The organism is Microbispora sp. KK1-11 (genome assembly GCF_006874435.1).
In the GTDB taxonomy this organism is placed as follows: domain Bacteria; phylum Actinomycetota; class Actinomycetes; order Streptosporangiales; family Streptosporangiaceae; genus Microbispora; species Microbispora catharanthi.
Genome location: NZ_VIRJ01000021.1, coordinates 1 through 25,088, shown reverse-complemented (window position 1 = coordinate 25,088; position 25,088 = coordinate 1). Strand labels below are relative to the sequence as shown.

Here is a 25,088-nt window from a genome sequence, read left to right as displayed (position 1 = left end):
AGTCCCCCCATCCTGGAGGAACACCCGATGAGTTCCACCTCCGCCGACGCGGGCCTGCCCGCAGCACCTGCCAGTCAGAACGCGGTGATGACCGCGCTGTCCCGCATCGGCCGCTCGCTGATGCTTCCGATCGCGGCGCTGCCCGCCGCGGCGCTTCTTCTCCGGATCGGCCAGGACGACCTCCTCGGCCGCACGGACAACGCGACGCTCGACAAGATCGCACAGGTCATCGGCGGCGCGGGCGGCGCCCTGTTCGACGCGCTGCCGCTGCTGTTCGCGGTCGGCGTCGCGGTCGGTTTCGCCCGCCGCGCCGACGGCTCGACCGCCCTGGCGGCCGTGGTCGGCTACCTCGTCTGGGACCGGGTCACCCACCTGATGTTCTTCGACGCCTCCGCGGACGCGGCGGTGCACAAGAAGGTGGCGCAGACCCTCGTGGGGGCGGACGGCAAGCCGGCGGAGGCGCTCAACCTCGCGGCGGCCAACCCTACCGGAGTGCTCGGCGGCATCCTCATGGGCCTCGTCGCGGCGATCCTGTGGCAGCGGTACTACCGGACCAAGCTTCCCGCCTGGCTGGCCTTCTTCGGCGGCCGTCGCTTCGTCCCGATCCTCACCGCGCTGGCCGGGCTCGTCCTCGGCGTGATCTTCGGCCTGGTCTGGCAGCCGATCGGACAGGGCCTGAGCAGCTTCGGCGACTGGCTCGCCGGCAACTCCACGATCGGCGCGGGCATCTACGGGATCGTGAACCGGGGCCTCATCCCCTTCGGCCTGCACCACTTCGTCAACTCGATCGTCTGGTTCACCGTGCCGGAGTGCACCGTCGGCGCCACGCACGCCACGGGCGACCTGAACTGCTACTTCGCCGGGCAGGACGGCGCCGGCGCGTTCATGGCGGGCTTCTTCCCGGTCATGATGTTCGGCCTGCCGGCCGCCGCGATCGCCATGTGGCGGGCAGCGCCGCCGCACCGCCGCGCCACGGTCGGCGGCATCATGATCTCCACGGCCCTGATCTCGTTCGTCACCGGCATCACCGAGCCGATCGAGTTCGCGTTCATCTTCGTGGCCCCGATCCTGTTCGCGGCGCACGCCCTGCTCACCGGCATCTCGATGGCCGTGGTCGCGGCCCTCGACGGACGGCTCGGCTTCGGGTTCTCCGCCGGCGCGATCGACGCCGCCCTGAACGCGACGAAGGACAACACGCACAACTTCTGGCTGATCATGTTGATCGGCGTCGTCTACTTCGTCCTCTACTACGTGATCTTCAGCTTCCTCATCAAGAAGCTGAACATCATGACGCCCGGTCGCGAACCCGAGCCCGACGTGGACTCCGGGGAGAGCGCCGACACGGCGCGTGCCCGCGCCTGACGCGTCAGGTCCCCCTCTCAGGGAGAGCAGGGGCGCCCGTTGATCCCGGGCGCCCCTGTTGCGTTTCCGGCCATTGCGGGTGCCGCTAATTGCCGATCAACCCGTGCTCAAATCCGAGACGGCCCCGCCAACCTGGAGGAATCTTCCCGGACGAACGGCGGCACAAAGGCTCGCGACTCGGCAAAGTTGGCGTTTCCCCGTATCAGGGCGGATGACCGCAACCTCTATTAGGCGTCAGGTTCACGGCGTACGAGAGCGGAGTCCCCCGATGCCCAAGCCCGTCCCCCTGCCACGGCTCGCGTCCGTCCCCCCGGCCGATCCTCCCTACGACGAGCGTGACGGCGGCGGCCACGTCACCCGTCCCGGCACGTACGGCACGCTCGCCCTGGCTCCCACTCCGCGCCGTGCGGCCACGCCCATGGACGAGCGCCGCCTGCGGGGGCTCGGCCAGGCGCTCGCGGAGATCCTGGCGGGCCGCAGGCCGCCGGAGACGGTCCAGGACCGGCTGACGGAACGCGCCTACCGCGAACTGGTCCGCGCCGGAAAGATGATCGACACCGAGCGGCCGCCCCTGACGGGCCTCCCCCACGTGCAACGGCCCCGCGACGGGGTGATCGAGATGTGCCTGCTCGTCCACTGCGGGCCGCGCAGTCGCGTGCTCGCCGTACGGCTGGAGCGGCAGGGCGTGCAGTGGCTGGTCACCGACTTCGAGACCGCGTGACCGGGCCCCGCATGACGCGAAGGACCCCGCCGGGCACGGCCCGGCGGGGTCCCTCTCAGGTCACGTCACGCCTGCTGGTTGCGCGGGTCGCCGTGGCAGCGCTTGTACTTCTTGCCCGAGCCGCAGGGGCAGGGCGCGTTGCGCTCGGTGTCGCCGTACGCGGCGCGCTGCTCGGGGGTCGACCGCACCCGGCTGACCTCCACGTCGCCGCTCTCGCCCGGCGCGGTGTAGACCATCTCGGTCGGCCGCGACGGCTGCCGCAGCGCCCGGGCGATGATCGAGCCGGTCTCGGAGAGCGCCGTGTCCTCCTCGGCGTTCTCCTCGACGATCGGGTTGGCCTGCACCTCGACCTCGAGGTTGAACAGGTAGCCGACCGACTCCTCCTTGATGCCGTCGAGCATCGCGGAGAACATCTCGTAGCCCTCGCGCTGGTACTCGATCAGCGGGTCCTTCTGGGCATAGGCACGCATGCCGATGCCCTCCTGGAGGTAGTCCATCTCGTACAGGTGCTCGCGCCACTTGCGGTCGAGCACCGAGAGGATGACCCGGCGCTCCAGCTCGCGCATCGCCTCGGAGCCGAGCTGCTCCTCGCGGCGGTCGTAGGCCGCGAGCGCGTCCTGCTTGACCTTCTCGGCGAGGACGTCCGCCGTCAGCTCCTCCCGGTCGCCGCCGACCTGCTCGATGAGCTCGTCGACGGTGAAGGAGATCGGGTAGAGCTGGCCGAACGCCTTCCACAGCTTCTCGAGGTCCCACTCCTCGGCGAAGCCCTCGGCGGTGGCGCCCTTGACGTAGTCGTCGACGACGTCGGTGACGAAGCCGCGGACCTGCTCATGCAGGTCGGCGCCTTCCAGCACCCGCCTCCGCTCGGCGTAGATCACCGTGCGCTGGCGGTTCATCACCTCGTCGTACTTCAGGACGTTCTTGCGGATCTCGAAGTTCTGCTGCTCGACCTGGTGCTGCGCGGAGGCGATGGCCTTGGAGACCATGCCCGACTCGATCGGCACGTCGTCCGGGATGTTGAGCCGCGTCATGATCATCTCGACCCTGGCCGAGTTGAACAGCCGCATGAGGTCGTCCTCGAGCGAGAGGTAGAAGCGCGACTCGCCGGGGTCGCCCTGACGGCCGGAACGACCGCGGAGCTGGTTGTCGATGCGCCGCGACTCGTGCCGCTCGGTGCCCAGCACGTAGAGGCCGCCGAGCGCGGTGACCTCCTCATGCTCGGCCTTGACGGCCTCCTTGGCCTTCTCCAGCGCCTCGGGCCACGCCTTCTCGTACTCCTCCGGAGTCTCGGACGGCGACAGGCCGCGCTGCTGAAGCTCCAGGTCGGCGCGGAACTCGGGGTTGCCGCCGAGCATGATGTCGGTGCCTCGACCGGCCATGTTGGTCGCCACGGTGACCGCGCCCTTGCGGCCCGCCTCGGCGACGATCGCGGCCTCACGGGCGTGGTTCTTGGCGTTCAGCACCTCGTGCTGCACGCCCTGGCGCTTGAGCATCCGCGACAGCTTCTCGGACTTCTCGACGCTGGTGGTGCCGACGAGGACCGGCTGGCCCTTCTCGTAGCGCTCCTTGATGTCCTCGACGCACGCCTGGAACTTGGCGTCCTCGGACTTGTAGACGACGTCGGCCTGGTCCTTGCGGACCATCGGCCGGTTGGTCGGGATCGGGACGACGCCCAGCTTGTACGTCTGGTGGAACTCGTTGGCCTCGGTGGCGGCCGTACCGGTCATGCCGGCGAGCTTCTCGTAGAGGCGGAAGTAGTTCTGCAGCGTGATCGTGGCGAGAGTCTGGTTCTCGTCCTTGATCTTCACGCCTTCCTTGGCCTCGATGGCCTGGTGCATGCCCTCGTTGTAACGACGGCCGTGCAGGACGCGCCCGGTGAACTCGTCGACGATCAGGACCTCGCCGTCGACGACGATGTAGTCCTTGTCCTTCTTGAACAGTTCCTTGGCCTTGAGGGCGTTGTTGAGGAACTGCACGAGGTGGGTGTGCTCGGGCTTGTAGAGATTGTCGATGCCGAGCCAGTCCTCGACCTTCTCCACGCCCGCCTCGAGGATGCCGACGGTGCGCTTCTTCTCGTCGACGACGTAGTCGCCGGTGCTCTCCTCGCCGTCCTTGCCCTCGGTGCCCCGCCGCAGCCGCGGCACGATCTTGGCGAACTCCTGGTACCACTTACCCGACTGCTCACCCGGGCCGGAGATGATGAGCGGGGTCCTGGCCTCGTCGATCAGGATCGAGTCGACCTCGTCCACGATCGCGAAGTTGTGGCCGCGCTGGACGCACTCCTCGATCGACCACGCCATGTTGTCGCGGAGGTAGTCGAAGCCGAACTCGTTGTTCGTGCCGTACGTGATGTCGGCGTTGTACTGCTTGCGGCGCTCCTCCGGCGGCATGTTCGCCAGGATGACCCCGACCTCCAGGCCGAGGAAGCGGTGGACGCGGCCCATGGTCTCGGCGTCGCGCTTGGCCAGGTAGTCGTTGACCGTGACGACGTGGACGCCCTTGCCCGAGATCGCGTTGAGGTAGGCGGGAAGCGTACAGGTGAGCGTCTTGCCCTCACCGGTGCGCATCTCGGAGATGTTGCCCATGTGCAGGTTGGCGCCACCCATGAGCTGCACGTCGAAGTGACGCTGGCCGAGGACCCTGCGGGCGGCTTCGCGGACGGTCGCGAACGCCTCCGGCAGTAGGTCGTCGAGGGACTCGCCCTCGGCGTGACGCTGCCTGTACTCGGCGGTCAGCGCGCGGAGCTCGGCGTCGGACAGGCTCTTGAAGTCCTCTTCGATGGAGTTGACCTGCTCGGCGATGCGCTTGAGCTTCCGCAGAGTCTTGCCTTCGCCGGCGCGAAGGATCTTGTCGAGAATGGCTGGCACTTTTAGTAAAGCTCCTCGCAGGTCTACCCCGGTTGATCACCGAGGTGTGAGGACGAGACATACTTCCCCGCTAGCCATCGTAGGCGGTTCCCGTACCAGACACACCCACCTGCAATCGACGGAGCGCCGCGGCACAATCGCATAACTCATAAGGGAAAACCGGCCCCAAGGTTCCCCCGATGTTGGGACCACCTCCGTCATCAGGTAGAAAACGGGGTATGGCACAGAGCGGACACCAGGGCAGCCACGCGGGAAGCGCCAAATCTTGGCTTGCCGTCATCGTCATCCTCATCGGCTTCACGTTCGGGGGTGTGGCGCTGACCCTCGGCCCGAACTGGCTCTTCGTCTGGATCGGCGTGGGCATCTGCGCGGTCGGCGGGCTGCTCGCGCTCGCGTTCGACATCTTCTCGGACGTGATCGTGGACGCGCCCCGGCAGATCCCGGTCCAGGAGCACCACTCGCCCTTCGAGCACCGGTCCATCACCTCCTGAGGCATTCCCGGCCCGCGCCCGAACCGCCGTAAGCGTTTTGTCGGTCACGGCGTCTAGCATCTCTGGCTGTGACCGACCTGACCGCCGACGAGGCCCGCAGGATCATCCTCCGGGCCCAGGGTTTCCTCGGCGCCACCGCCCGCGGCGGCGGCGTCCCCGCCATGCTGCGGCGCGTCGGCGCCGTCCAGCTCGACACCATCTCCGTCCTCGCCCGCTCCCACGAGCTCGTCGCGTACGCGCGCCTCGGGCCGGTCGGCCGCTCCGTGGTCGAGCGGGCCTACTGGGACGCCCCCGCCCGTGCCTTCGAGTACTGGTGCCACGCCGCCTGCGTCCTGCCCATCGAGCAGTGGCCGCTGTACGCCTTCCGCCGCCGCGCGTACCGGGAGCGGCGCTACCGCTGGCACGAGGTGCCGCCCGTGGTCGACAAGGTCCTGGAGCAGGTGCGCTCGGACGGCCCGCTCACCACGGCCGACATCGGCGGCGCCAAGAACGGGGGCCCGTGGTGGGACTGGTCGGACACCAAGATCGCCATCGAGTTCCTGCTCGACATCGGTGAGGTCGTCTGCACCCGCCGCGTCGGCTGGCGGCGCGTCTACGAGCTCGCCGAGCGCGCGGTCCCGGCGGACCTGCTCGCCCAGGACCTGTCCGACGGCGAGTGCGTGACCCGGCTGACCACGATCGCCGGCCGGTCGCTCGGCGTGGCGACCAGGGCGGACCTGGTCGACTTCACCCGCGTCAAGGGCAGGCACGCCGCCATGCTCGACGAGGCGCTGCTGAGCGGCGCCGCCGGCCTCGTGCCCGTACGCGTGTCGGGCTGGCCCGCTCGGCGCGGCGCCGACCCGGACGGTCCGAACGCCTGGGCGGACCCCGACGCGCTGGAGAGCGAGCCGCGCGGGCGGCATCGCACCACACCGCTGTCGCCGTTCGACTCGCTCATCTGGGAGCGGGCGCGGGCCGAGCGCGTGTTCGGCCTCAACCACCGCCTGGAGGCGTACGTCCCGAAGGACAAGCGGGTGCACGGCTACTTCGCGATGCCGGTGCTCGCGGGCGGGCGGATCATCGGCAGGGTCGACCCGGCCCGCGAGGGCGCCACGCTGGTCGCCCGGCAGGTCGGTTTCGAACCGGGAAGCGGCCGCGCCAGGGCCGTGGAGGCGATGAACGACGCCCTGTGGGAGGCCGCGAGCTGGGTCGGCTGCACCGACGTGCGGGTGGAGCGGGTCGGCGCACCGGACCTGGAGGCCCCGCTGCGCGCCGCGGTGGCCCGCGGCCCGAGCCGGCCGATCAGGTGATCTCCAGCAGCCGCTCGCGCACGGCGTAGACCACGGCCTCCATGCGCGAGTGGAGCTGGAGCTTCTCCAGGATGTTGCGGACGTGGTTCTTCACCGTGTTCTCGGAGATGAACAGGTCCTTGGCGATCTCGCGGTTGTTCATGCCCTTCGCGACGAGGCGCAGGACCTCCATCTCCCGTTCGGTCAGGCGGGGGACCGGGAGCTGGGGGGGCCGCTCGGCCTCCTTGCGGCTCATGTTCGCGAACTCGCTGATGAGCTTGGCCGCCATGGCGGGGTTGATGAGCGACTGGCCCTCGTGGACGCCGCGCACCGCGTCGGGCACCTCGTCGATCTGGACGTCCTTGAGCAGATAACCGGTCGCACCCGCCTTGATCGCCTCGAAGAGGTCCTCCTCCTCGTCGCTGACGGTGAGCATGATGATCCGGGTGCTCGGCACCGACTCCTTGATCTTGCGAGTCGCCCCGATGCCGTCCAGCTTCGGCATGCGGACGTCCATCAGGACCACGTCCGGCATCAGCCGGTCCGCGAGCTCGACGGCCTCCCGGCCGTCGCTCGCCTCGCCTACCACCTCGATGTCCGCCTCCGCGGCCAGCGCGAGCTCCAGGCTGCGGCGGATCAGCGCGTGATCGTCGACGATCAGCACACGGATCGGCTCGCTTCGACCGGCTGCTCGGGCCGCCTCGTCGGGTCGGGTCACGGAACCTCCTTGCGGGGGCCAAGGACGCTGGATCGCCATCATTACACGGGTTCCAGGGTGGTTAGGGATCTTCGTCGCGCCGGCCCGCCCCTCTCCTCCCGGTTCCTACCGGATCGTGCGGCGCCCCGGCCCGGGATGTCCGGACCGGGGCGCCGGGAGAGCCGGCTAGCTCTCCACGAGCCTGAGGACTCCGTAGTCGTAGCCGCGGCGGCGGTAGACGACGCTCGGCTGGCCCCCTTCCTTGTCGCGGAAGAGGTAGAAGTCGTGACCCACGAGCTCCATTTCCAAGAGCGCCTGGTCGATCGTCATGGGGTCGGCCTTGTGGAACTTCTCGCGTACGATCAGCGGTCCTTCGCCGTCCATCTCGATGGGGACGATGGGCTCGGAACTCTCGGTCCGCCCTCCGGCGGCGTGCGCCGGGATCTCGGCGACCGGCTCCGGCTCTTCCCGAACGGTCTCGACCACCCCCTGGGCGCTTTCCGTCACCGCGGTGAGCTCCGCCATCGAGGGAGGGCAGTTCTTCCCGTGATGGATCTTGCGGCGGTCGGCGAGCCGCCTCAGCCGCTCCTCCAGCTTGCCGATGGCGATGTCAAGCGCCGAGAACCGGTCGTCCGCGCAGGCCTCCGCGCGGATGGCGGGGCCCCGCGAGTGGATCGTCAGCTCCACCCGTTCACGCTGCCCGCTCTGCCGATGGTTGGGTTCCTTTGAGACCTCTACGTCGACCTGGATGAGCTTGTTGTTGAGCTTTTGGATCCTGGCCAGCTTGGACGTCACTTGATCGCGGAACCGGTCACCCACAGTGGTGTGCCGTCCCTTGACGATGATTTCCACGCAAAGCCCCCCTTCGCACATCGACGGTGGTGCACGCGATCCTGGACACCCGTCCGGCCGACCTGGTCTTCGTCCCCACATCCGCCTGCTGAGGGGTTCGCAGCTCACTCGCCACTACTGCCCTTCTCCTCTTACGGGGGACATCTGGACCCCCGGGAGGGCAGGACTTACCTCTAAGCCGCACCGTGATCGGTCGACCAAGAGTCGCCTTACGTGGGCCGTTTCGCCTGCGGCTGGCATCGGCTAGCCAGGCCGGACCCCGCGAGGGGGTCGGCCCGGCGCAACCACGGACCCGAACGGGTGCCATGTCTGAACGCTAGTCGCTACCGCCTCGAATGTCAGCCAGGAGATCGGCTAAACGATCACTTTGCGTGATACCGGTTGCCGTCTCGCCGTCGGAAAATTCGTGGTCATATTCTGGGAATCCCCGCAACCGCGGCGTCCACACCTACATTGAGCAGGCAAGTCGCCGCGAATCCGGCAGGCGGCCGTTCCCCGGCGGCAAGCCCCGCGCTTACCCAAGTCTTTACTGTCCGTGATAATCACCAATCCGGCGTCTCCGGCGTGTCGCGGCGATGGTCACCGCCGCGGACGGCTCCGCGCCCGCGGCGCGCAGCGCCCTCGCCGCCTCCGCCAGCGTCGTCCCCGTCGTGACGACGTCGTCCACCAGGACGACGGCGACGGCCCCCGGACCGCGGCCAGAGGGCCGTGGCCGCGCCGCCGGCCCCGGCACGACCTCGAACGCCCCGGACAGGTTGACGGCCCGCTCCGCCGATCCCAGCCCCGCCTGGTCGGCCACGCGCCGGCCCTGCCGCAGCAGGGGCGCGAGGGCGGCGGGCCGGCCTCGCCGGCACAGCTCGCGGGCCGCCGCCGCGGCGACGGCGCGGACGGGGTCGTGCCCCCGGCGGCGGGAGGCGGCCCGGGCGCTCGGAACCGGCACCAGCCACACCTCGGGCCGGACTCCCCCGCCCGCCGGTCGCCCGGCCGCCCACGCGGCCACACAGGCGCTCACGGCGGCCGCCAGGACCGGCACCAGGGCCGTTCGGCCGCGTTCCTTGCAGGCGAGGATCATCCGGCGGGCCGCGCCGTCGTAGGCGGTGGCCGACCAGCAGTCGGGCAGGCCCCGAGGCGGCGGGTCCGGCGGCCGGGGAGCCGGCTCCCGCAGCAACTCGGCCCTACAGGACGAGCAGGCCAGGGCGCCCGGCGCGCCGCATCCGGCGCAGCGGGGCGGGAGGATCAGATCGAGCAGGGCGGACGGCACGCCCTCAGCATGCCGTGCGCCACCGACAGTTCACCGTCGGTCACCGGCGTCGCTCCGGGCCCTGCGGCCGGCTCAGCCGAGGGGATAGACGGGGTTGGTGGAGCCGTTGTCGGCGCGCGGGGTCCAGGCGTGCTTGTCCACGCTGTAGGTGAGCACCTGGCCCTCGTCGGCCGCGGCGAGGATGTGGTCGGGGACGGCGGCGATCGACTTGATCTTCGAATCGAGTTTGATGGGGCCGTCGTTGGGGACGACGCCCTCCATCACCGACCAGGTGGCGAGCTCCTGTCCGCTGCTGCCCTCGGACAGCACGAGCAGGTCGGCGGCGTCCTGCCAGGCGATGTCCTTGATCTTGCGCGCGTCGCGCGGCTCGATGAGCGTCCGTACGGACTCGATCCGCGTCTGCTGGCCGTTGCGGACGATCGTGCCGATCTTCACGGAGGTGCCGAGGCCGTCGTCGACGATCGCGGCGATCCTGGCCCCGTCGCGGGAGACCCGCAGCTCCAGGATCCGCCCGTACGACAGCTCGTCGTCGATGTCCACACGGCGGGCCCGGCCGTTCTCGGCCGTCCAGACCCGGCTCTCGTGCGGGTTCACCCTCTCGGCCGACCAGAGGGCCCCGTAGCGGTCCCAGGAGGGCGGGCTCATGTCCCCGCCCGCGATCCACCGCTGCCACTGGCTGCCGGGGGTCATCGGGGCGACGTAGACGCCGTCACTGTTGACCAGGGCGGCCACGAGGGGCGGGAAGTCGTCGGTGTTGGAGACGGCCGGCTGGGAGAACTTCCCGGCCTGCTCGCCGGCCGCGCCCGGCACCGGGGTGCCGTCGCCCTTCTCCTTGAACTGCAGCAGCCTGCCGCCCTGCATGTAGTACGCCTGCAGGGAGCCGGTCAGCACGTTCGGGTCGTAGCGGGCGTAGTCGGCGGGCCGGAACCGCATCCCGGACTCGCCGTTCACGCGGATCTCGACGGTCCTGCCGGTGACCAGTTCGCCGAGCGTCCACACGAGCTGGGCCTTCAGCGCGTCGAGGCGGTCGGTGGGCACGGACTCCAGCTCCGAGGAGAAGTCGAGCACGACCGTGTCGCCCTCGACGCTGATCCGGTTGAGCTGGGTGCCTGGCGGGAACGCGCTGCTCACCGCGTTCTTGATGGACGAGGTCGGCCCGGCGAGCAGGCGGCGGACCAGCGTCTCGGGCACGCCCCTGCTGGGTTCGATCGGCACCCACACCCGGTCGGCCACGAGGCCGATCTCCCGGGTGGCGGGCGGGTAGTACAGATCCACCTTCCGGTACGCACGCCACAGGTCGTCGTACGACAGCAGGCGGGCGTCGGGCGGCACGTCGATCCGCCACTCGCCGTTCTGCTTGACCAGCGTGAACGGCTCGACGAGGTTGCCCGCGGCCGGGGTGGACCTGCCCTCCGCGTCGATCGTGGCGACCGCCGTGCCCTTCAGCGTCACCGTCGTGCGCGTGGCCTCCTGGAGGTCCTGCGCGCGGTCCGACTCGATCTTGCCCTCGTAGATGCGGGTCTGCCGCCACGGGTTCCAGTGCTCGGCCGCGCCCGGGGTGAGGTACTCCCGGGCGATGGTGAGCTCGGGGTCGTCGAAGGCGGCCATGGCGGCCTGGAAGCCCTTCACGATGTCCTCGGGCTGGGCGCCCTTCCTGGGCGGGGTCGCGATGAGCCGCACGTACGGCTGGCTGAGCGTGTCCTTGCCGTGGTCCTCCTGGGCGGCGCGGGGGCTGCCGCTCGTGGGCACGGTGGCGCACCCGGCCCCGCCGGAGACCAGGACGAGCGCCGCGCCCGCGGCGGCGGTGAGACGGCGGGCGCCGAGCCGCTCACTCCGCATCGAAGGCCCCCGCGTCCACGTTCTCCCGCACCCTTGGCGCCGTCTCCGCCGGCGCCGGGGTGAGAACCGGTGTGGCATGACCGCGCCACGTGCGCCGCATCTCGACCTCCGGCGGCACGAGCGGCAGCGGCGACCCGCGCAGCGGGGACCCCGCCACGCGCGGCAGCGACAGGCGGAACTGGCTGCCCTCCCCCGGCGCGCCCCACGCCTGGAGCCAGCCCCCGTGCAGCATGGCGTCCTCCCGCGAGATCGCCAGGCCCAGCCCGGTGCCGCCGATGGTCCGGGCGCGCGAGGGGTCGGCCCGCCAGAAGCGGTCGAACACCATCGTCTCCTCGCCCGGCTTGAGGCCGACCCCGTGGTCGCGTACGGCCACGGCCACCGCGTCGCGGTCGGCGCCGAGCGTGACGACGATGTCCTTGCCCTCGCCGTGCTCGATGGCGTTGAAGAGCAGGTTGCGCAGGATGCGCTCGACCCTGCGGCTGTCCACCTCGGCCATGCACGGCTCGTTGGGCAGGCGCAGCTCGAAGCGGGTGGCCTGCCGCTCGGCGAGCGTCTCTGAGTCGCCCACCGCGCGCAGGACCACGTCGCGCATGTCGACGGGGTCCAGGTCGAGGGTGGCCGCCCCCGCGTCGTAGCGGCTGATCTCCAGCAGGTCGGCGAGCATCGACTCGAAGCGTTCGAGCTGGTTCTGCATGAGCTCGGCGGCCCGCGCGGAGGCGGGGTCGAAGTCCTCGCGGCCCTCGTACAGCAGGTCGGCGGCCATGCGGACGGTCGTCAGCGGCGTGCGCAGCTCGTGGGAGACGTCGGAGACGAACTGCCGCTGCACCTGGGAGAGCTCCTCCAGCTGGTGGATCTTCACGGCGAGGTTGGACGCCATCTCGTTGAACGAGGTCGCCAGGCGGGCGAGGTCGTCCTCCCCGCGCACCTTGAGCCGCTCCTCCAGCCGGCCGGCGGCGAGCCGTTCCGCGGCCTGGCGCGCGAGCCGTACGGGGGTGACCACCTGCCGGGTGACCAGCGAGGCGACGCCGGCGAGCAGCAGCACGAGCGCGGCTCCCGCGCCGAAGACCATCTGCTGCACCGTGAGCAGCGTCTTCTCCTCGTCGCCGAGCGGGAAGACGTGGTAGATCTCGTAGGTTCCGTTCACCCGGGCGCCGACCACCCAGGCGCTCTCGGGCTGCTTCGCGCCGATGTACCGGATCTTCACGGTCTGGTCCCAGAGCGACTGCTCCTCGCTGCTCTGGACCTTCGCGCGCAGCAGGGCCGGGATGCTCGACCAGTCGACCTGCCCGGACGCCCGGCCCTCGCCGACCGAGCCCTCGTTGAAGATGACGACGTCGTAGCGGCCGCCGGAGCGGTCGGTCAGGGCCTTGGCCGCCGCGTCGACGGGGTTCATCGTCTGCCCCTGGGCGGTGGCGTCCTGCGTGATGTCGGTCGAGTCCGCGGGCTGGGTGAGGTAGCCGCTCGCGGTCGCGATGTTCGCCCGCGACTCCTCGACGGCGGACACCTCGGTGCTGGTCAGCACCGAGGCGACGATCGACTGCATCAGGAAGACGCCGAGGACGACCACCACGGCCATCGACAGCACCAGCGTGCTGGTGACGACGCGAAGCTGGAGCGAGCGCCGCCAGACGTGCCGCAGCCGGCCCGCGAGGCGGCGCGCGCGTCTGCGGACCCCGCGGGCGATCTGGCCCGGGGTCCGGCGACGGCGTTTCCTCGCGGGGACCGGCATGACGCTGACGTGCGGCTTACGCCGGGCCGGCCTTGTAGCCCACACCCCGGACCGTGACGACGATCTCCGGGTGCTCGGGGTCCTTCTCGATCTTCGCGCGCAGACGCTGGACGTGCACGTTCACCAGGCGGGTGTCGGCGGCGTGCCGGTAGCCCCAGACCTGCTCGAGCAGCACCTCGCGGGTGAAGACCTGGCGGGGCTTGCGGGCCAGCGCGACCAGCAGGTCGAACTCCAGCGGCGTGAGGTTGATGGTCTCCTCGCCGCGCTTGACCGAGTGACCGGCCACGTCGATGGTGATGTCGCCGATCTGCAGGATCTCGGGCGTGGGCTCGTCGGTGCGGCGCAGGCGGGCGCGCACGCGGGCGACGAGCTCCTTGGGCTTGAACGGCTTGACGATGTAGTCGTCCGCGCCGGACTCCAGGCCGAGCACCACGTCGATGGTGTCGCTCTTGGCCGTGAGCATCACGATCGGGACCCCGGACTCGGCGCGGATGCGGCGGCAGACGTCGATGCCGTCGGCGCCGGGGAGCATCAGGTCGAGCAGGACGAGGTCCGGCCGGGTGTCCCTGAAGGCGTCGAGCGCCTTGTCGCCATCGGACACGAACGACGGCTCAAAGCCCTCCCCGCGCAAGACGATGCCGAGCATCTCGGCGAGAGCGGCGTCGTCGTCGACGACCAGCACGCGTCCTTTCATGGCCCCTCATTCGTACGCGTTTGGGAGATTTGGGCGTTTGTCACAGTTTCCCCCGCAGGCTACCGTGGCCACCGCTTTGGTGTTACACGACCACGACAGAGGATGGAGTTTAGGCGCAGCAGACGAAGCGCGCGATTATCTGACCAGATGCGGTCACACCGGCGGGAATCCCGTGGTGCGGTCACGTTCCAAGTGTGCGCCCGCACCCCCCGTTTCGGCCATCCCCCCGAGCCCTCCTGTACGACCGCGCGGCGCGCGCGTACATCATGCCAGGATTGGGACATGACAGACGGCCCCGGCTCCACCCCCGACATGCCCTCCGGCTGGGCGGCCGAGCAACCTCCCCCGTACGGCGGGGCCGCCGGGGCACCCGGATCCTCCTGGGCCTCCCCCGGAGCCGGCGCGCCGCAGGGCGCGAACCCGTCCACTCCACCACCACCCCCTTCCGCCCCGCATCCGTACGCGCCTGCTCCGTACGCGCCCTATGCGGGCGGGCAGTACGGATACCGGGCGCCGGACGCGCCACGGCCGGGCATCATCCCGCTGCGCCCGCTGACGCTCGGCGACATCCTCGACGGCACGATCAAACTGATCCGCTCGAACCCCAAGGCCACGCTCGGCCTGTCGGCGATCGTGGCGGCGGTGACCGGAATCCCGGCCGCGATCGGGCAGGCCATCTCATTCGGCTCGCTCGGCGATCTCATGGCCGACCCGTACGCCGCCGACGCGGTGAACGTACCGGTCGCCGGCGTGGCCGCGCAGTACATCGGCGCGATCATCAGCTACGTCATGACGTTCCTCGGCACCACCATCCTCACGGGCGTCCTCACCCGGGTGCTGGGCCGCGCGGTGTTCGGCGGGCGCATCACGGTGGGCGAGGCGTGGCGGCTGGCGCGGTCGCGGGTGCCCGCGCTGTTCGGGCTGGTGCTGCTGCAGGCGCTCATCCTCCTGCTGCCGCTGCTGGCGCTCGTCGCGGTGCTCGTGAGCCTCGCGGCGGCCAACGCGTTCGACGGCACGGGGAGCACCGGCGTGGGGGTCGCGGTCCTCGTCGTCCTGCTGTTCTTCCTGGCCTACATCCCTTATCTGTTGTTCTTCTACACGCGCCTGTCGCTGTCGGCCCCCGCCGTCGTGCTGGAGGGCCGCGGGGTCACCGACGCCATGAGCCGGTCGTGGCGGCTGGTGAAGGGCGACAGCTGGCGGGTGCTCGGCATCCTGCTGCTCACCGCCATACTCGCGGCCATCATCAGCAGCGTGCTGGCGATCCCGTTCACGTTCGGCGGCTCGCTCATCGGGATGCTGAGCGGCGGCACCGCCGCCGGGACCGCGATCGCGGCGCTCCTCCTGGCGGTCGGCCAGGTCATCGCCTCCATGATCACCTACCCCTTCCAGGCGGGCGTGGCCGGGCTGCTGTACGCCGACCGGCGGATGCGGGCCGAGGCGTTCGACCTCGTGCTGCAGACGGCGGCGGCGCAGAACCAGTCGCAGGGGTGGATCCACGCCGGGGTCGACGACTTGTGGCACCCGAGCTACGCCGCCGGGACGGGGCCGGGCTCCGGGCCGCATCAGGGGACTCCGCCGTACGGGCCGTACGGTCCGTACGGGCCGCAGGCGTGACGACCGTGCGGGCGGCGGCGCTGCTCGCCTCGCCGGTCGACGTCGGCCGCGATCAGGCCGCCCGGGAGGCCGCGCGCGAGCTGTCCGGTGCGGGCTACCAGCACGAGCCGCTGTTCGACCGCCTGCAGCGGGAGATCTCCCAGTTCCTCGGCGACCTCATGAGCGGCGGCGGGACGGGCGGGGGCGGCGTGACGTCGCTCCTCGTGATCGCCGTCGTCCTCGCCGTCCTGGCCGTGCTGCTCTTGTGGGCCCTGCGCCGCTTCTCCGGCGGCCGGCGTACGGAGAGCGGTGCGGTGTTCGGGCAGCGTGAGCGGACGGCCGCCGAGCATCGCGCCGAGGCCGAGCGTCTGGCCGCCGAGGGCGGCTGGGCCGGGGCCATCCAGGAGCGGCTGCGCGCGATCGCCCGCGAACTGGAGGAGCGCGCGATCGTCACCCCGATGCCCGGCCGCACCGCCGTGGAACTCGCCGAGGTCGCCGGGCAGGCGCTGCCGCCCCACGCGGCGGACCTGCGCGCGGCGGCACGTCTGTTCGACGACGTGACCTACGGCGGGGCGGGCGGCACCCGGGAGGGCTACCTGACGCTCACCGCCCTGGACGAGCGCCTGCGGACGGCCCGCACGGGCGTGGCCGCATGACCGCCACGACGTCGGGGCGCGCGCGGCAGGCGGCGTGGATCACGTTGCTGGTGGTGCTCGTGCTGGTCACGGCGGTGCTGCCCCTGCTGCTGACGGGGGGACAGTCCGGCGGCCGCACCCTCGATCCCGCCGACACCTCGTTGAACGGCAGCGGCGCACTCGCCCGGCTGCTGGAGGCGCACGGGGTGGAGGTGGTCCGGGTGGAGACCCCCGGCGCGGCGGTGGCCGCCGCGGGGCCGCAGACCCTGCTACTGGTCACCGAGGCGAGCTTCCTGAACCGTGACGCCGCCCGCCGCATCGCCGAGGCCCCCGGCGACCGGCTCGTGGCGGGCGCCGTGCCCTACCTCGACGTGCTCGCCTCCGGTGTACGCAGGCAGGGCCCTGTGCGCGCCCGGTCGCGGGCCCCGGAGTGCGCGCTGCGGGAGGCGGTGCGGGCGGGCAACGCCTACACCGGCGGCACGTCCTTCACCGGGCCGCAGGGGGCCACGGGCTGCTACCCGGCCGGCGACGGGCACGCCCTGCTCCGCTACACCGCGGACGGGCACACGGTGACCGTGCTGGGTGACGCGTCGTTCATGACCAACCTCCGCCTCGCGGAGGACGGCAACGCTGCGCTCGCGCTGAACCTGGCCGGGGCGCGGCCGAAACTCGTCTGGCTCGCCGAGCCCGACGACCCCGACGAGGCGGGCGGCTCCGGCGAAGGAACGGACGGGCAGGCCCGCTCGCTCGGCGACCTGATCCCCCGCGGCGTGAAGTGGGCGGTCATCGAGCTCATCGTCGCGGTGGCCCTGGCCGCCCTGTGGCGGGGACGCAGGCTCGGGCCCGTCGTGGTCGAGCGCCTGCCCGTGGTCGTGCGGGCCGCGGAGACCGTGGAGGGACGCGGACGCCTGTACCGGTCCCGCCGGGCCAGGGACCGGGCCGCCCTTGCGTTGCGTGCCGCCGCTGCCGACCGGCTCGCCCCCCGCCTCGGGCTGCCGCGCACCGCGACCGCCGAGGAGGTCGCCATCGCCGCGGCCGCGCGCACCGGCCTCGACCCTGAGCCGGTGCTGGCCCTGCTGTGCGGCCCGCCGCCCGGGGACGACACCGCGCTGGTGGCCCTCGCCGCCCACCTGGACACACTCGAAAGGCAGGTACGAGATTCGTGACCACACCTGAATCGAACGCGGACGCCGCCCGCGAGGCGCTCGCGGCGCTGCGGGCGGAGGTGGCCAAGGCGGTCGTGGGCCAGGACCCGGTCGTCACCGGCCTGGTCATCGCGCTGCTGTGCCGGGGTCACGTGCTGCTCGAAGGCGTGCCCGGCGTGGCCAAGACCCTGCTCGCACGCACGCTGTCGGCCACGCTCACGCTGGACTTCAAGCGGGTGCAGTTCACCCCCGACCTGATGCCGGGCGACGTCACGGGGTCGCTGGTCTACGACGCGAGGACGGCGGAGTTCGAGTTCCGCGAGGGGCCGGTCTTCACCAACCTGCTGCTCGCCGACGAGATCAACCGCACGCCGCCGAAGACCCAGGCCGCCCTGCTCGAGGCCATGGAGGAACGGCAGGTCAGCGTCGAGGGCGCGGCCCGCGCGCTGCCGGATCCCTTCATCGTCGTGGCGACGCAGAACCCCGTCGAGTACGAGGGCACCTACCAGCTCCCCGAGGCGCAGCTCGACCGGTTCCTGCTCAAGCTGACCGTGCCGCTGCCGCCGCGCGAGCAGGAGATCGCCGTCCTCGAACGGCACGCGCTCGGCTTCGACCCGCGCGACCTGACCGAGATCAAGCCCGTGGCGTCCGCGGCCGACCTCGCGGCGGGACGCCGGGCGGTCGCGCAGGTCCACGCGAGTCCCGAGGTGCTCGGCTACATCGTGGACGTCGCACGGGCCACCCGGCAGTCGCCCTCGCTCCAGCTCGGCGTCTCGCCCCGCGGGGCCACCGCGCTGCTGGCCGCCGCGCGGGCGTGGGCGTGGCTGTCGGGACGGTCGTACGTGACGCCGGACGACGTGAAGGCCCTGGCGCGGCCCGCCCTGCGCCACCGCGTGGGGCTGCGCCCGGAGGCCGAGCTGGAGGGCGCCACCCCGGACGGCATCCTGGAGGGCATCCTGGCCGCCGTCCCCGTTCCCCGGTGAGGGCCGCGTGGCGCTGACCGGACGCGCGGGACTGCTCGCGGCCCTCGCCGCGATCGTCGTGCTCCTCGCCCCCGAGCCCGGCCTGGTCGTGCTGGCCGCCGTGCTCGTGCTCGCCGCGCTCGTGGCGGCCGACCTGCTGCTCGCGGGCGCCGTGCGCGGGCTGCGGTTCCAGCGCGACGGCGAACGGCGGGTGCGGCTCGGGCAGTCGGCGGCGATCGGCCTCGTCGTGGACAACCCGGGCCCGCGCCGGGTCCGGGGCGTGCTGCGCGACGCCTGGCAGCCCTCGGCCGGGGCCGCTCCGCGCCGGGCGCCGCTCGACGTGCCGGCCCGCGAGCGGCGACGCCTGGTCACGACGCTGACGCCCACCCGCAGGGGCGACCGGGAGGCCGTCGCCGTGACGGTCCGTTCGGTCGGGCCGTTGGGCCTGGCGGCGCGGCAGCGGACGTTCCACGTGCCGTGGACCGTCAGGGTGCTGCCGCCGTTCCTCAGCCGCAGGCATCTGCCTGCGCGGCTGGCCCGGCTGCGCGAACTCGACGGACGGCATCCGGCGCTGGTGCGCGGCCAGGGCACCGAGTTCGACTCGCTGCGTGAGTACGTCGTGGGCGACGACGTCCGCTCGATCGACTGGCGGGCGAGCGCCCGGCGCAGCGACGTCGTCGTGCGCACCTGGCGGCCCGAGCGCGACCGCCGGGTGCTGATCGTGCTCGACACGGGCCGCACCTCGGCGGGCCGGGTCGGCGTGGCCCCGGTCGGTGTGGCATCGGCCGGCGGTGACCGATCCTCCGGCTGGCCTCGCCTGGACTGGTCGATGGACGCCGCGCTGCTGCTGGCCGCGCTCGCCGCGCGGGCCGGCGACCGCGTCGACTTCCTCGCCTACGACCGGGCCGTACGGGCCCAGGTGTCCGGCGCGTCGCGCACGGAACTGCTGTCGTCGCTGGTGGACGCGATGGCGCCGATCGAGGCGGAGCTGGTCGAGGCCGACGCCGCCGGGATGGTGGCGGCCGTGCTGTCCAGGGCCAGGCGGCGCTGCCTGGTGGTGCTGCTGACCGACCTGAACGCCACGGCCATGGAGGAGGGGCTGCTGCCCGTGCTGCCCGGCCTGTCGTCCCGGCACATGGTCGTGGTGGCCTCGGTCGCCGATCCACGCGTGGCCGGCATGGCGGCCGGGCGCGGCACCGCCGAGGCCGTCTACGACGCCGCGGCGGCCGAGCGGCTGCGCGGCGAGCGGCGTGAGATCACCGCGGTGCTGCGCCGCCACGGCGTGGAGGTCGTGGACGCGCTGCCCGAGGACGTCGCCCCGGCGCTCGCGGACGCGTACCTCGCGTTGAAGGCCACGGGCCGGCTCTGATCAGGCTGTCGGGGCGAGGTCGGGAGCGTGCTCGATGTCTCCCGTCTCGTTCGCGCGTTCCGCCCGGCGGCCGAAGACGATCACGTACGCGAGGAAGAGCGCCTCCGCGAGCGCGCCGATCGAGATGCGCGCCCAGGTCGGCAGGCCGGACGGGGTTACTCCCGCCTCGATGAGCCCGGAGACGAGCAGCACCACGACCAGGCCGAGCGCGACGCTCATCACGGCCCTGCCCTGCTCGGCCAGCGCCTCCGCGCGCCGCCTCGGGCCGGGGTCGACGGCGGTCCAGCCCAGCCGCAACCCCGCGGCCGACGCCAGGAAGACCGCGGTCAGCTCCAGCATGCCGTGGGGCAGGATCAGGCCCCAGAACACGTCCGCCTTGCCGTGCGCGTGCATCAGGCCGCCCATGACCCCCACGTTGGCCGCGTTCTGGAACAGGATCCAGGGGATGGGCAGGCCGAGCAGGATCGCCGAGACCACGACCTGCATGGACAGCCAGGCGTTGTTCAGCCACACGTGGCCGGCGAACGACGCCGCCGGGCTCTCCGAGTAGTAGTCGGCGAAATCGTGCTCGACGATCTGCCGGATCTCCTCGGGTGTGCCGATGAGGCTCTGCGCGGCGGGATCGCGCGCCACCCACACGCCCACGACGTACGCGACCACGAGCGAGGCCACCGTGACGCCGATCCACCACCGGCGCGCCCGGTAGGCCACCACGGGGAACGACACCGTGAAGAACCGGGCGACCTCCCTCCAGGCCGGGCTGTGGGCGCCCGTGACGGCCGAGCGCGCCCTCGCCACCAGCGACGACAGGCGCCCGACGAGAAGGGCGTCGGACGACCCCGACCTCACGATGGACAGGTGGGTCGCCGCCCGCTGGTAGAGCTCGACCAGCTCGTCGACCTCCGCGCCGCGCAGCCTGCGCTGGCGCCGCACAAGGTCGTCCAGCCGGTCCCAGGACGGCTTGCTCGCGGCGACGAACGCATCGATGTCCACGGATCGGACCTTATCGGCGTGAGCCGCGAGGTGCGCGGCCGTGTCTGGACTGAGGAGCGTGCGAAGGCGCGGCGATCAAACACAGTAGGGTGCGCAGTGTGTCCGAAGTCGTGACCGGCGAGGCGGTCGTCGTAGAGGTTCGCGTCGCCCAGCTTCCCAGCCGCGCCCTGGCCTTCCTCATCGACTGGGCCGTCCAGTGGACCGTGATCATCCTGGCCGTCGTGCTGGTCGCGCAGGCATCCCTGGTGACCGACGAGTCGATGGCCGCCGGCCTGCTCATCCTGTTGGTCGTGCTGGTCACGGTGGGCTATCCGGTCGCGTTCGAGACGATCACCAGGGGCCGCTCGCTGGGCAAGCTCGCCCTCGGCCTGCGCGTGGTGAGCGACGACGGCGGGCCGGAGCGCTTCCGGCAGGCGCTGTTCCGCGGGCTCGCCGGGTTCCTGGAGTTCTGGACGTTCGTCGGCGCTCCCGCGCTCATCACGTCGCTGCTCAACCAGCGCGGCAAGCGCCTCGGGGACATCTTCGCGGGGACGACCGTCATCGGGGAGCGTTCGCCGCGCCAGGCTCCGCCGCCGGAGATGCCTCCGTCGCTCGCGTCGTGGGCCGCGACGCTGGAGCTGTCCGGGTTGTCCGACGACCTGGCCAACACCGCCCGGCAGTACCTGTCCCGGTGGCACGATCTCAGCCCGCGGACGCGGGACGAGATGGGGCTGCGCGTGGCCGGGCAGATCAGCGCGCGGGTGGCGCCGCCGCCCCCACCCGGCGTTCCGCCGTACGCCTATCTGGCCGCCGTGCTGGCCGAACGCAGGCGCCGTGAGGAGATGCGGCTCGCCCGGGCTCGTTCCACGCCCCCGCCGTACGGCCCGCAGGGGCATGGCCCGCAGGCGTACGGCCCTCAGGGATACGGCCCGCAGGGGTACGGCGTGCCGGCGGCGGCCCCGCCGCGGGAGGCGGGACCGCCGCGCGGAGAGGCTCCGACGACATCGGGAGGATTTGTTCCACCCGTTTAGGTGTAGACCCCGATTTGCGGGGCACCTGTGGTCATTGCAGGTCATGGGGCATACCTGCAGTGGGGTTGAGGCGGGCATCGCCGGTGCGTTGAGGGAGAGGCCGCACCGGAGATGCCCGCCTCCGTGTCTGCGCGGCTAATGCCTGCCGTGCTCGCGGTACGAGCCCTGGCTCTGCACGTTGAGGATGTCCATCTTCACGCTCTTGGCCTGGTTCGTACGCGGGTCGTTGATCCTCAGGACGTCGAGTCCCTTGTTGAAGTCGCTGCCGTAGATGTAGCCGTTGTAGTAGTAGGCCGACCAGAAGCCGCCGCTCAGCGGCTGCGACCACGGGCCGCGCTCGAAGTAGCCGATCTCCTGCGGGTGCGCCGAGTCGGTGAAGTCCCAGATCGAGACGCCGCCCTGGTACCACGCCTGCACCATGATGTCGCGGCCCTTGACCGGGATCAGCGAGCCGTTGTGCGCCACGCAGTTCTCGGTGTCGGCCTGGTAGCGGCCGATCTTGAAGTAGCTCTTGAAGGTGAGCTTGTTGCCCGGAGCGATGTCGTAGATGGCGTCGGCGCCGCGGTTCGGGCCGATCGCCTCGTTGCAGGTCGCCGCGCCGCCGCCGCCGAGTTCGTCGGTGAAGACCACCTTGGTGCCGTCGTTGTTGAACGTCGCCGAGTGCCAGAAGGCGAAGTTCTCGTCGTCGCGGACGACGTCGAGGACCTTCGGGTGTTCGGGGTCGCGGATGTCCATCAGGATGCCGTCGCCCATGCAGGCGCCCGCGGCCAGGCCCTTCTCGGGATAGGCGGTGATGTCGTGGCAGCCGGTCGTCGCGGACGTGCCGTAGGGGTAGGGCTGCTTGTCACCCGGGTTGCCGCCGTCCGGGAACAGCACCGGCGCCGCCACGACGGACGCGGCGGTGGGGTTCTTGAGCGGGACCTTGATGATGGAGATCAGGTCGTGCGGCGGCTGGCAGTCGGGGAAGGCCGCCGACGGGCTGTAGGAGGAGACGTAGATGTAGACGTTCTCGCCCGTCTTGTCCGGCACGAGAGTGTGGGTGTGGGACCCGCAGTTCGTCTCCACCGACTTGATGTACTTCGGGTTCGACTTGTCGCTGACGTCGAAGATGCGGACGCCCTCCCACGACTCCTTGACCGATGCCGGCTGGGCCGTGCTGGCGCACGAGTCGTTGTTGCGGGAGGAGTCGACGGACCCGAACAGCAGGTCGCCGTACACGGACATGTCCATCTGGGAGCCGGGGCAGACCACCGAGCTCACCACCGCCGGCTGCTTCGGGTTCCCGATGTCGAAGATCGTGAACCCGCCGTAGTTGCCGACGTAGGCGTAGTCCCCTTGGAAGGCGATGTCGGTGTTGATGGTGCCGGCCAGGGCGGCCGGGGTCGGCACGTTCGCGACGTGAGTGACGTTCGGGCTCATCGCGATCTCGTCCGGAGCCAGCACGTCGGCGGCCTGTACGGGACTCGCGGACAGGGCCAGGACGACCGCCGCTCCCGCCACGGCAAGCGCACGACCGCTGCGGCGCAAGGTGAACAACTCGCTGTCCTCCTATAAAGGGGGCATAAATGATCAGATCGTCACCTCTGACTGAAGTGTCCCGCCAGTAGTCAACTTGTCAATAAAACTGGCACATGTAGCCCTTTGACCTTCCATGCCTACCGGGTTAGCGTCGTGATCTCGACACGCTCTGTGACAGGGAGGCAGGGTGCTGGTGCGGATAGCACGGGAGGGCAGGGCGCGAATCGGGCTTGTTGTCGTGGCCTGCGCCGCGTTCTTCCTGAGCGCCTGCGCGGAGGACGTACGCGAGAGCGCCCCCGCCTCGACCGCACCCGTGATCGCACCCGGCCGGCCCGGCGAGGAGGCCAGGACCCTGAGCCCCGCCGAGGCCGCCACCGCGGTCCCCTCCCCCACGATCAACGCGGCCGACGTACGGTACGTCCAGGACATGATCGTCCACCACCGGCAGGCGCTGGACATGGCCGCCCTGGCGCCATCCCGTGCCTCCTCCGCCAAGCTCAAGGCGCTCGCGGCCCGCATCCATGACGTGCAGGAGCCGGAGATCCGCGTCATGACGTCCTGGCTCGACCGGGAACGCCTCCCCCGGCCCGGCCACCACGCGGACCACCACGACATGCCGGGCATGGCCACCCCGGAGCAGATGAACAAACTCAGGGCGGCGTCCGGCGCCGCGTTCGACGGTCTGTTCCTCCAGATGATGGTCGCCCACCACGAGGGCGCCATCACGATGGCCACTCGCGCGCTCACCGAGGGCTCGCACCTCACCGTCGAGCAGTGGGCCACGGATGTGATCGCCGAGCAGACCGCCGAGATCCGGCGGATGCGCGAGATGCAGGGGACCTGACCTTCCCCGCGCTTCACCCCGCAGGTTGCGTTACTTCACTGGTAATCGACGCACCGCGCCCGGGTCCACGAGAGTTGCGGCATGAGTAGTGACACTTATGACGTCGTGGAAGAGTTGCTGCGCCGGATGGCGGCAGGCGATCACGACCGTACGGCGGAGCTGTTCGCCGAGCCCGTCGACTGGCGGCTCTCCTGGCCCGCCGAGGGACATCCGGCGGTTCCCTGGATCCGGCCCCGCTCCAGCCGGGCCGAGGTGGCAGACCATTTCCGGTCGCTGGAGGCCCACCACGTGCCCGAACTCAACGGCACATCGGTGACGCGGATCCTGGTCGACGGCACGCACGCCGTCGTGCTCGGTGAGATCGCACAGACGGTCCGGGCCGGAGGCACCGCCTACACCTCACCTTTCGCGCTGCATCTCACCGTCGAAGACGGGCTCATCACCCGCTATCACATCTACGAGGACAGCCTTACTGTCGCGCGAGCTCTCAGCACCCGAACCGGGGCTCAACACCCGTAGTTGGCGAAAATCCCCGCCTTTCCTGTGACCCCAGGAAATCGTCTGGCGAGCTTGCCTCCCGCTCTCAGAACGTGACACGATTCATACAAGTTTTCGAATTCAATGGGCGGAGGTGCGATGGATATGTTCCCACTCGATCCTGACCACCGCCGCCGTTCGAACAGCAGCGACGGCAACTGGTGGGATCGGCTGACAGCCCGTTCGCCATTGTGGTCGTCCGACGGTTCGCTCGCCCGCGAGCATTTTCCGATCACCGATCCTTCGCTGCGGCAGGACGCGAGCCGGGACACGGTTGGCGGCGCGCCCGGTGGCGGGAGCACAAGCACGGACAGGCCGGGTGCGGATGCCGCTGGCGCGGATGATCGCCGAGCCCGGTCGTCGTGGGTGTTGGTGGCGTCGTTGCGTGAGTCGGCGCAGGCGTTGGCGTTGGCGCCGTTGCCGGACGATGCGGGCATCTGTCTTGCTGAGGCTGAGGAGTTGCTGTTCGCGCGGGATCGGATCACGTGTGCGTTGGCGGATCGGGTGGGGCGGGTGCATGGTGCGGGGCAGGCCAAGGAGCATGGGCATGCCTCCACCCGTAGTTGGTTGCGCGCCGCCGCGGGGATGAGCGTCGCGGGGGCTGGGCGTCTGCTGACCTTGGCGGTGGAGTTGGCGCGTCTGCCCCGGGTGCGGGAGAAGTTCGCTGAGGGTGGGTTGGCGGCGGGGGTGGTGGAGGCGAT

Annotated in this window: 22 protein-coding genes; 13 read left to right on the top strand and 9 right to left on the bottom strand. The window is 71.1% G+C overall.

What is annotated here, in order from left to right:
- Positions 1-27: 27 nt before the first annotated feature.
- Both FLW16_RS26665 and FLW16_RS26660 read left to right on the top strand, forming a co-directional pair.
- Positions 28-1,362 carry a PTS transporter subunit EIIC gene (locus tag FLW16_RS26665; RefSeq protein WP_142562893.1) on the top strand — a complete coding sequence of 445 codons (1,335 nt, stop codon included), beginning with the start codon at positions 28-30 and terminating at the stop codon, positions 1,360-1,362.
- Positions 1,363-1,630: 268 nt separating this feature from the next.
- Entirely contained in the window at positions 1,631-2,083 is a 453-nt protein-coding gene (locus FLW16_RS26660) for an Rv3235 family protein (RefSeq protein ID WP_142562892.1), read from the top strand.
- Positions 2,084-2,148: 65 nt separating this feature from the next.
- Here FLW16_RS26660 and secA read toward each other — a convergent pair whose 3' ends face one another.
- Positions 2,149-4,950 carry a preprotein translocase subunit SecA gene (secA, locus tag FLW16_RS26655; protein ID WP_142562891.1) on the bottom strand — a complete coding sequence of 934 codons (2,802 nt, stop codon included), beginning with the start codon at positions 4,948-4,950 and terminating at the stop codon, positions 2,149-2,151.
- A 218-nt stretch (positions 4,951-5,168) separates the two neighbouring features.
- Here secA and FLW16_RS26650 point away from each other — a divergent pair, with 218 nt between their 5' ends.
- Entirely contained in the window at positions 5,169-5,441 is a 273-nt protein-coding gene (locus FLW16_RS26650) for an HGxxPAAW family protein (RefSeq protein ID WP_142562890.1), read from the top strand.
- 68 nt (positions 5,442-5,509) lie between these two features.
- Positions 5,510-6,730 carry a winged helix-turn-helix domain-containing protein gene (locus FLW16_RS26645; protein ID WP_260615610.1) on the top strand — a complete coding sequence of 407 codons (1,221 nt, stop codon included), beginning with the start codon at positions 5,510-5,512 and terminating at the stop codon, positions 6,728-6,730.
- On the opposite strand, the gene FLW16_RS26640 is transcribed toward FLW16_RS26645, so the two are convergent.
- The 6 genes from FLW16_RS26640 to mtrA form a co-directional block, all read right to left on the bottom strand.
- Complete coding sequence (locus FLW16_RS26640) at positions 6,723-7,427, bottom strand: response regulator transcription factor (protein WP_229689545.1); 705 nt, start codon at positions 7,425-7,427, stop codon at positions 6,723-6,725. The two genes, FLW16_RS26645 and FLW16_RS26640, sit on opposite strands and share 8 nt — an antisense overlap.
- A 165-nt stretch (positions 7,428-7,592) precedes the next feature.
- Positions 7,593-8,258 (bottom strand): ribosome hibernation-promoting factor, HPF/YfiA family, encoded by a 666-nt coding sequence (gene hpf, locus FLW16_RS26635; RefSeq protein ID WP_142562889.1) that lies wholly within the window; start codon positions 8,256-8,258, stop codon positions 7,593-7,595.
- A 526-nt stretch (positions 8,259-8,784) separates the two neighbouring features.
- Positions 8,785-9,519, bottom strand: a complete 735-nt coding sequence (locus FLW16_RS26630; protein WP_142562888.1) for a ComF family protein — start codon at positions 9,517-9,519, stop codon at positions 8,785-8,787.
- A gap of 72 nt (positions 9,520-9,591) precedes the next feature.
- On the bottom strand, positions 9,592-11,358 hold the full coding sequence (locus FLW16_RS26625; protein WP_185949608.1) for an LpqB family beta-propeller domain-containing protein: 1,767 nt from the start codon (positions 11,356-11,358) through the stop codon (positions 9,592-9,594).
- Positions 11,348-13,087: an MtrAB system histidine kinase MtrB gene (gene mtrB / locus FLW16_RS26620; RefSeq protein ID WP_142562886.1), complete on the bottom strand. Its 1,740-nt coding sequence runs from the start codon at positions 13,085-13,087 to the stop codon at positions 11,348-11,350. The genes FLW16_RS26625 and mtrB overlap by 11 nt, the downstream gene beginning before the upstream one ends.
- 16 nt (positions 13,088-13,103) lie before the next feature.
- Complete coding sequence (gene mtrA / locus FLW16_RS26615; RefSeq protein WP_030509347.1) at positions 13,104-13,781, bottom strand: MtrAB system response regulator MtrA; 678 nt, start codon at positions 13,779-13,781, stop codon at positions 13,104-13,106.
- A gap of 282 nt (positions 13,782-14,063) precedes the next feature.
- Here mtrA and FLW16_RS26610 point away from each other — a divergent pair, with 282 nt between their 5' ends.
- Genes FLW16_RS26610 through FLW16_RS26590 form a run of 5 tightly spaced genes read left to right on the top strand, consistent with a single transcriptional unit; the run spans position 14,064 to position 19,485 of the window.
- Entirely contained in the window at positions 14,064-15,395 is a 1,332-nt protein-coding gene (locus FLW16_RS26610; RefSeq protein WP_142562885.1) for a glycerophosphoryl diester phosphodiesterase membrane domain-containing protein, read from the top strand.
- Positions 15,392-16,030: a DUF4129 domain-containing protein gene (locus FLW16_RS26605; protein WP_260615608.1), complete on the top strand. Its 639-nt coding sequence runs from the start codon at positions 15,392-15,394 to the stop codon at positions 16,028-16,030. The genes FLW16_RS26610 and FLW16_RS26605 overlap by 4 nt, the downstream gene beginning before the upstream one ends.
- Positions 16,027-17,175 (top strand): DUF4350 domain-containing protein, encoded by a 1,149-nt coding sequence (locus FLW16_RS26600; protein ID WP_142562884.1) that lies wholly within the window; start codon positions 16,027-16,029, stop codon positions 17,173-17,175. Before FLW16_RS26605 ends, FLW16_RS26600 begins: the two co-directional genes overlap by 4 nt.
- On the top strand, positions 17,172-18,137 hold the full coding sequence (locus tag FLW16_RS26595; RefSeq protein WP_142562883.1) for a MoxR family ATPase: 966 nt from the start codon (positions 17,172-17,174) through the stop codon (positions 18,135-18,137). The genes FLW16_RS26600 and FLW16_RS26595 overlap by 4 nt, the downstream gene beginning before the upstream one ends.
- A 7-nt stretch (positions 18,138-18,144) precedes the next feature.
- Positions 18,145-19,485 carry a DUF58 domain-containing protein gene (locus FLW16_RS26590; RefSeq protein WP_142562882.1) on the top strand — a complete coding sequence of 447 codons (1,341 nt, stop codon included), beginning with the start codon at positions 18,145-18,147 and terminating at the stop codon, positions 19,483-19,485.
- On the opposite strand, the gene FLW16_RS26585 is transcribed toward FLW16_RS26590, so the two are convergent.
- Complete coding sequence (locus tag FLW16_RS26585) at positions 19,486-20,478, bottom strand: stage II sporulation protein M (protein WP_142562881.1); 993 nt, start codon at positions 20,476-20,478, stop codon at positions 19,486-19,488.
- Positions 20,479-20,576: 98 nt separating this feature from the next.
- Here FLW16_RS26585 and FLW16_RS26580 point away from each other — a divergent pair, with 98 nt between their 5' ends.
- Positions 20,577-21,488, top strand: a complete 912-nt coding sequence (locus tag FLW16_RS26580) for an RDD family protein (protein WP_142562880.1) — start codon at positions 20,577-20,579, stop codon at positions 21,486-21,488.
- 135 nt (positions 21,489-21,623) lie between these two features.
- Here the strand turns inward: FLW16_RS26580 and FLW16_RS26575 are convergent, their stop codons facing one another.
- Positions 21,624-23,024 (bottom strand): LVIVD repeat-containing protein, encoded by a 1,401-nt coding sequence (locus tag FLW16_RS26575; RefSeq protein WP_260615607.1) that lies wholly within the window; start codon positions 23,022-23,024, stop codon positions 21,624-21,626.
- Between the two features lie 169 nt (positions 23,025-23,193).
- Here FLW16_RS26575 and FLW16_RS26570 point away from each other — a divergent pair, with 169 nt between their 5' ends.
- The 3 genes from FLW16_RS26570 to FLW16_RS26560 all read left to right on the top strand — a co-directional run.
- Positions 23,194-23,850 carry a DUF305 domain-containing protein gene (locus tag FLW16_RS26570; protein WP_260615606.1) on the top strand — a complete coding sequence of 219 codons (657 nt, stop codon included), beginning with the start codon at positions 23,194-23,196 and terminating at the stop codon, positions 23,848-23,850.
- An 81-nt stretch (positions 23,851-23,931) separates the two neighbouring features.
- On the top strand, positions 23,932-24,369 hold the full coding sequence (locus tag FLW16_RS26565) for a nuclear transport factor 2 family protein (RefSeq protein ID WP_142562879.1): 438 nt from the start codon (positions 23,932-23,934) through the stop codon (positions 24,367-24,369).
- A gap of 117 nt (positions 24,370-24,486) precedes the next feature.
- A partial coding sequence (locus tag FLW16_RS26560) for a hypothetical protein (RefSeq protein ID WP_221891309.1) occupies positions 24,487-25,088 on the top strand: 602 nt, incomplete at its 3' end.

What these genes read in the sequence shown, in the direction of transcription:
- FLW16_RS26665 (WP_142562893.1), top strand. Translation starts at nt 28, where the DNA reads ATGAGTTCCACCTCCGCCGACGCGGGCCTGCCCGCAGCACCTGCCAGT.
- FLW16_RS26660 (WP_142562892.1), top strand. Translation starts at nt 1,631, where the DNA reads ATGCCCAAGCCCGTCCCCCTGCCACGGCTCGCGTCCGTCCCCCCGGCC.
- FLW16_RS26650 (WP_142562890.1), top strand. Translation starts at nt 5,169, where the DNA reads ATGGCACAGAGCGGACACCAGGGCAGCCACGCGGGAAGCGCCAAATCT.
- FLW16_RS26625 (WP_185949608.1), bottom strand. Translation starts at nt 11,358, where the DNA reads ATGCGGAGTGAGCGGCTCGGCGCCCGCCGTCTCACCGCCGCCGCGGGC.
- mtrB (WP_142562886.1), bottom strand. Translation starts at nt 13,087, where the DNA reads ATGCCGGTCCCCGCGAGGAAACGCCGTCGCCGGACCCCGGGCCAGATC.
- mtrA (WP_030509347.1), bottom strand. Translation starts at nt 13,781, where the DNA reads ATGAAAGGACGCGTGCTGGTCGTCGACGACGACGCCGCTCTCGCCGAG.
- FLW16_RS26610 (WP_142562885.1), top strand. Translation starts at nt 14,064, where the DNA reads ATGACAGACGGCCCCGGCTCCACCCCCGACATGCCCTCCGGCTGGGCG.
- FLW16_RS26600 (WP_142562884.1), top strand. Translation starts at nt 16,027, where the DNA reads ATGACCGCCACGACGTCGGGGCGCGCGCGGCAGGCGGCGTGGATCACG.
- FLW16_RS26565 (WP_142562879.1), top strand. Translation starts at nt 23,932, where the DNA reads ATGAGTAGTGACACTTATGACGTCGTGGAAGAGTTGCTGCGCCGGATG.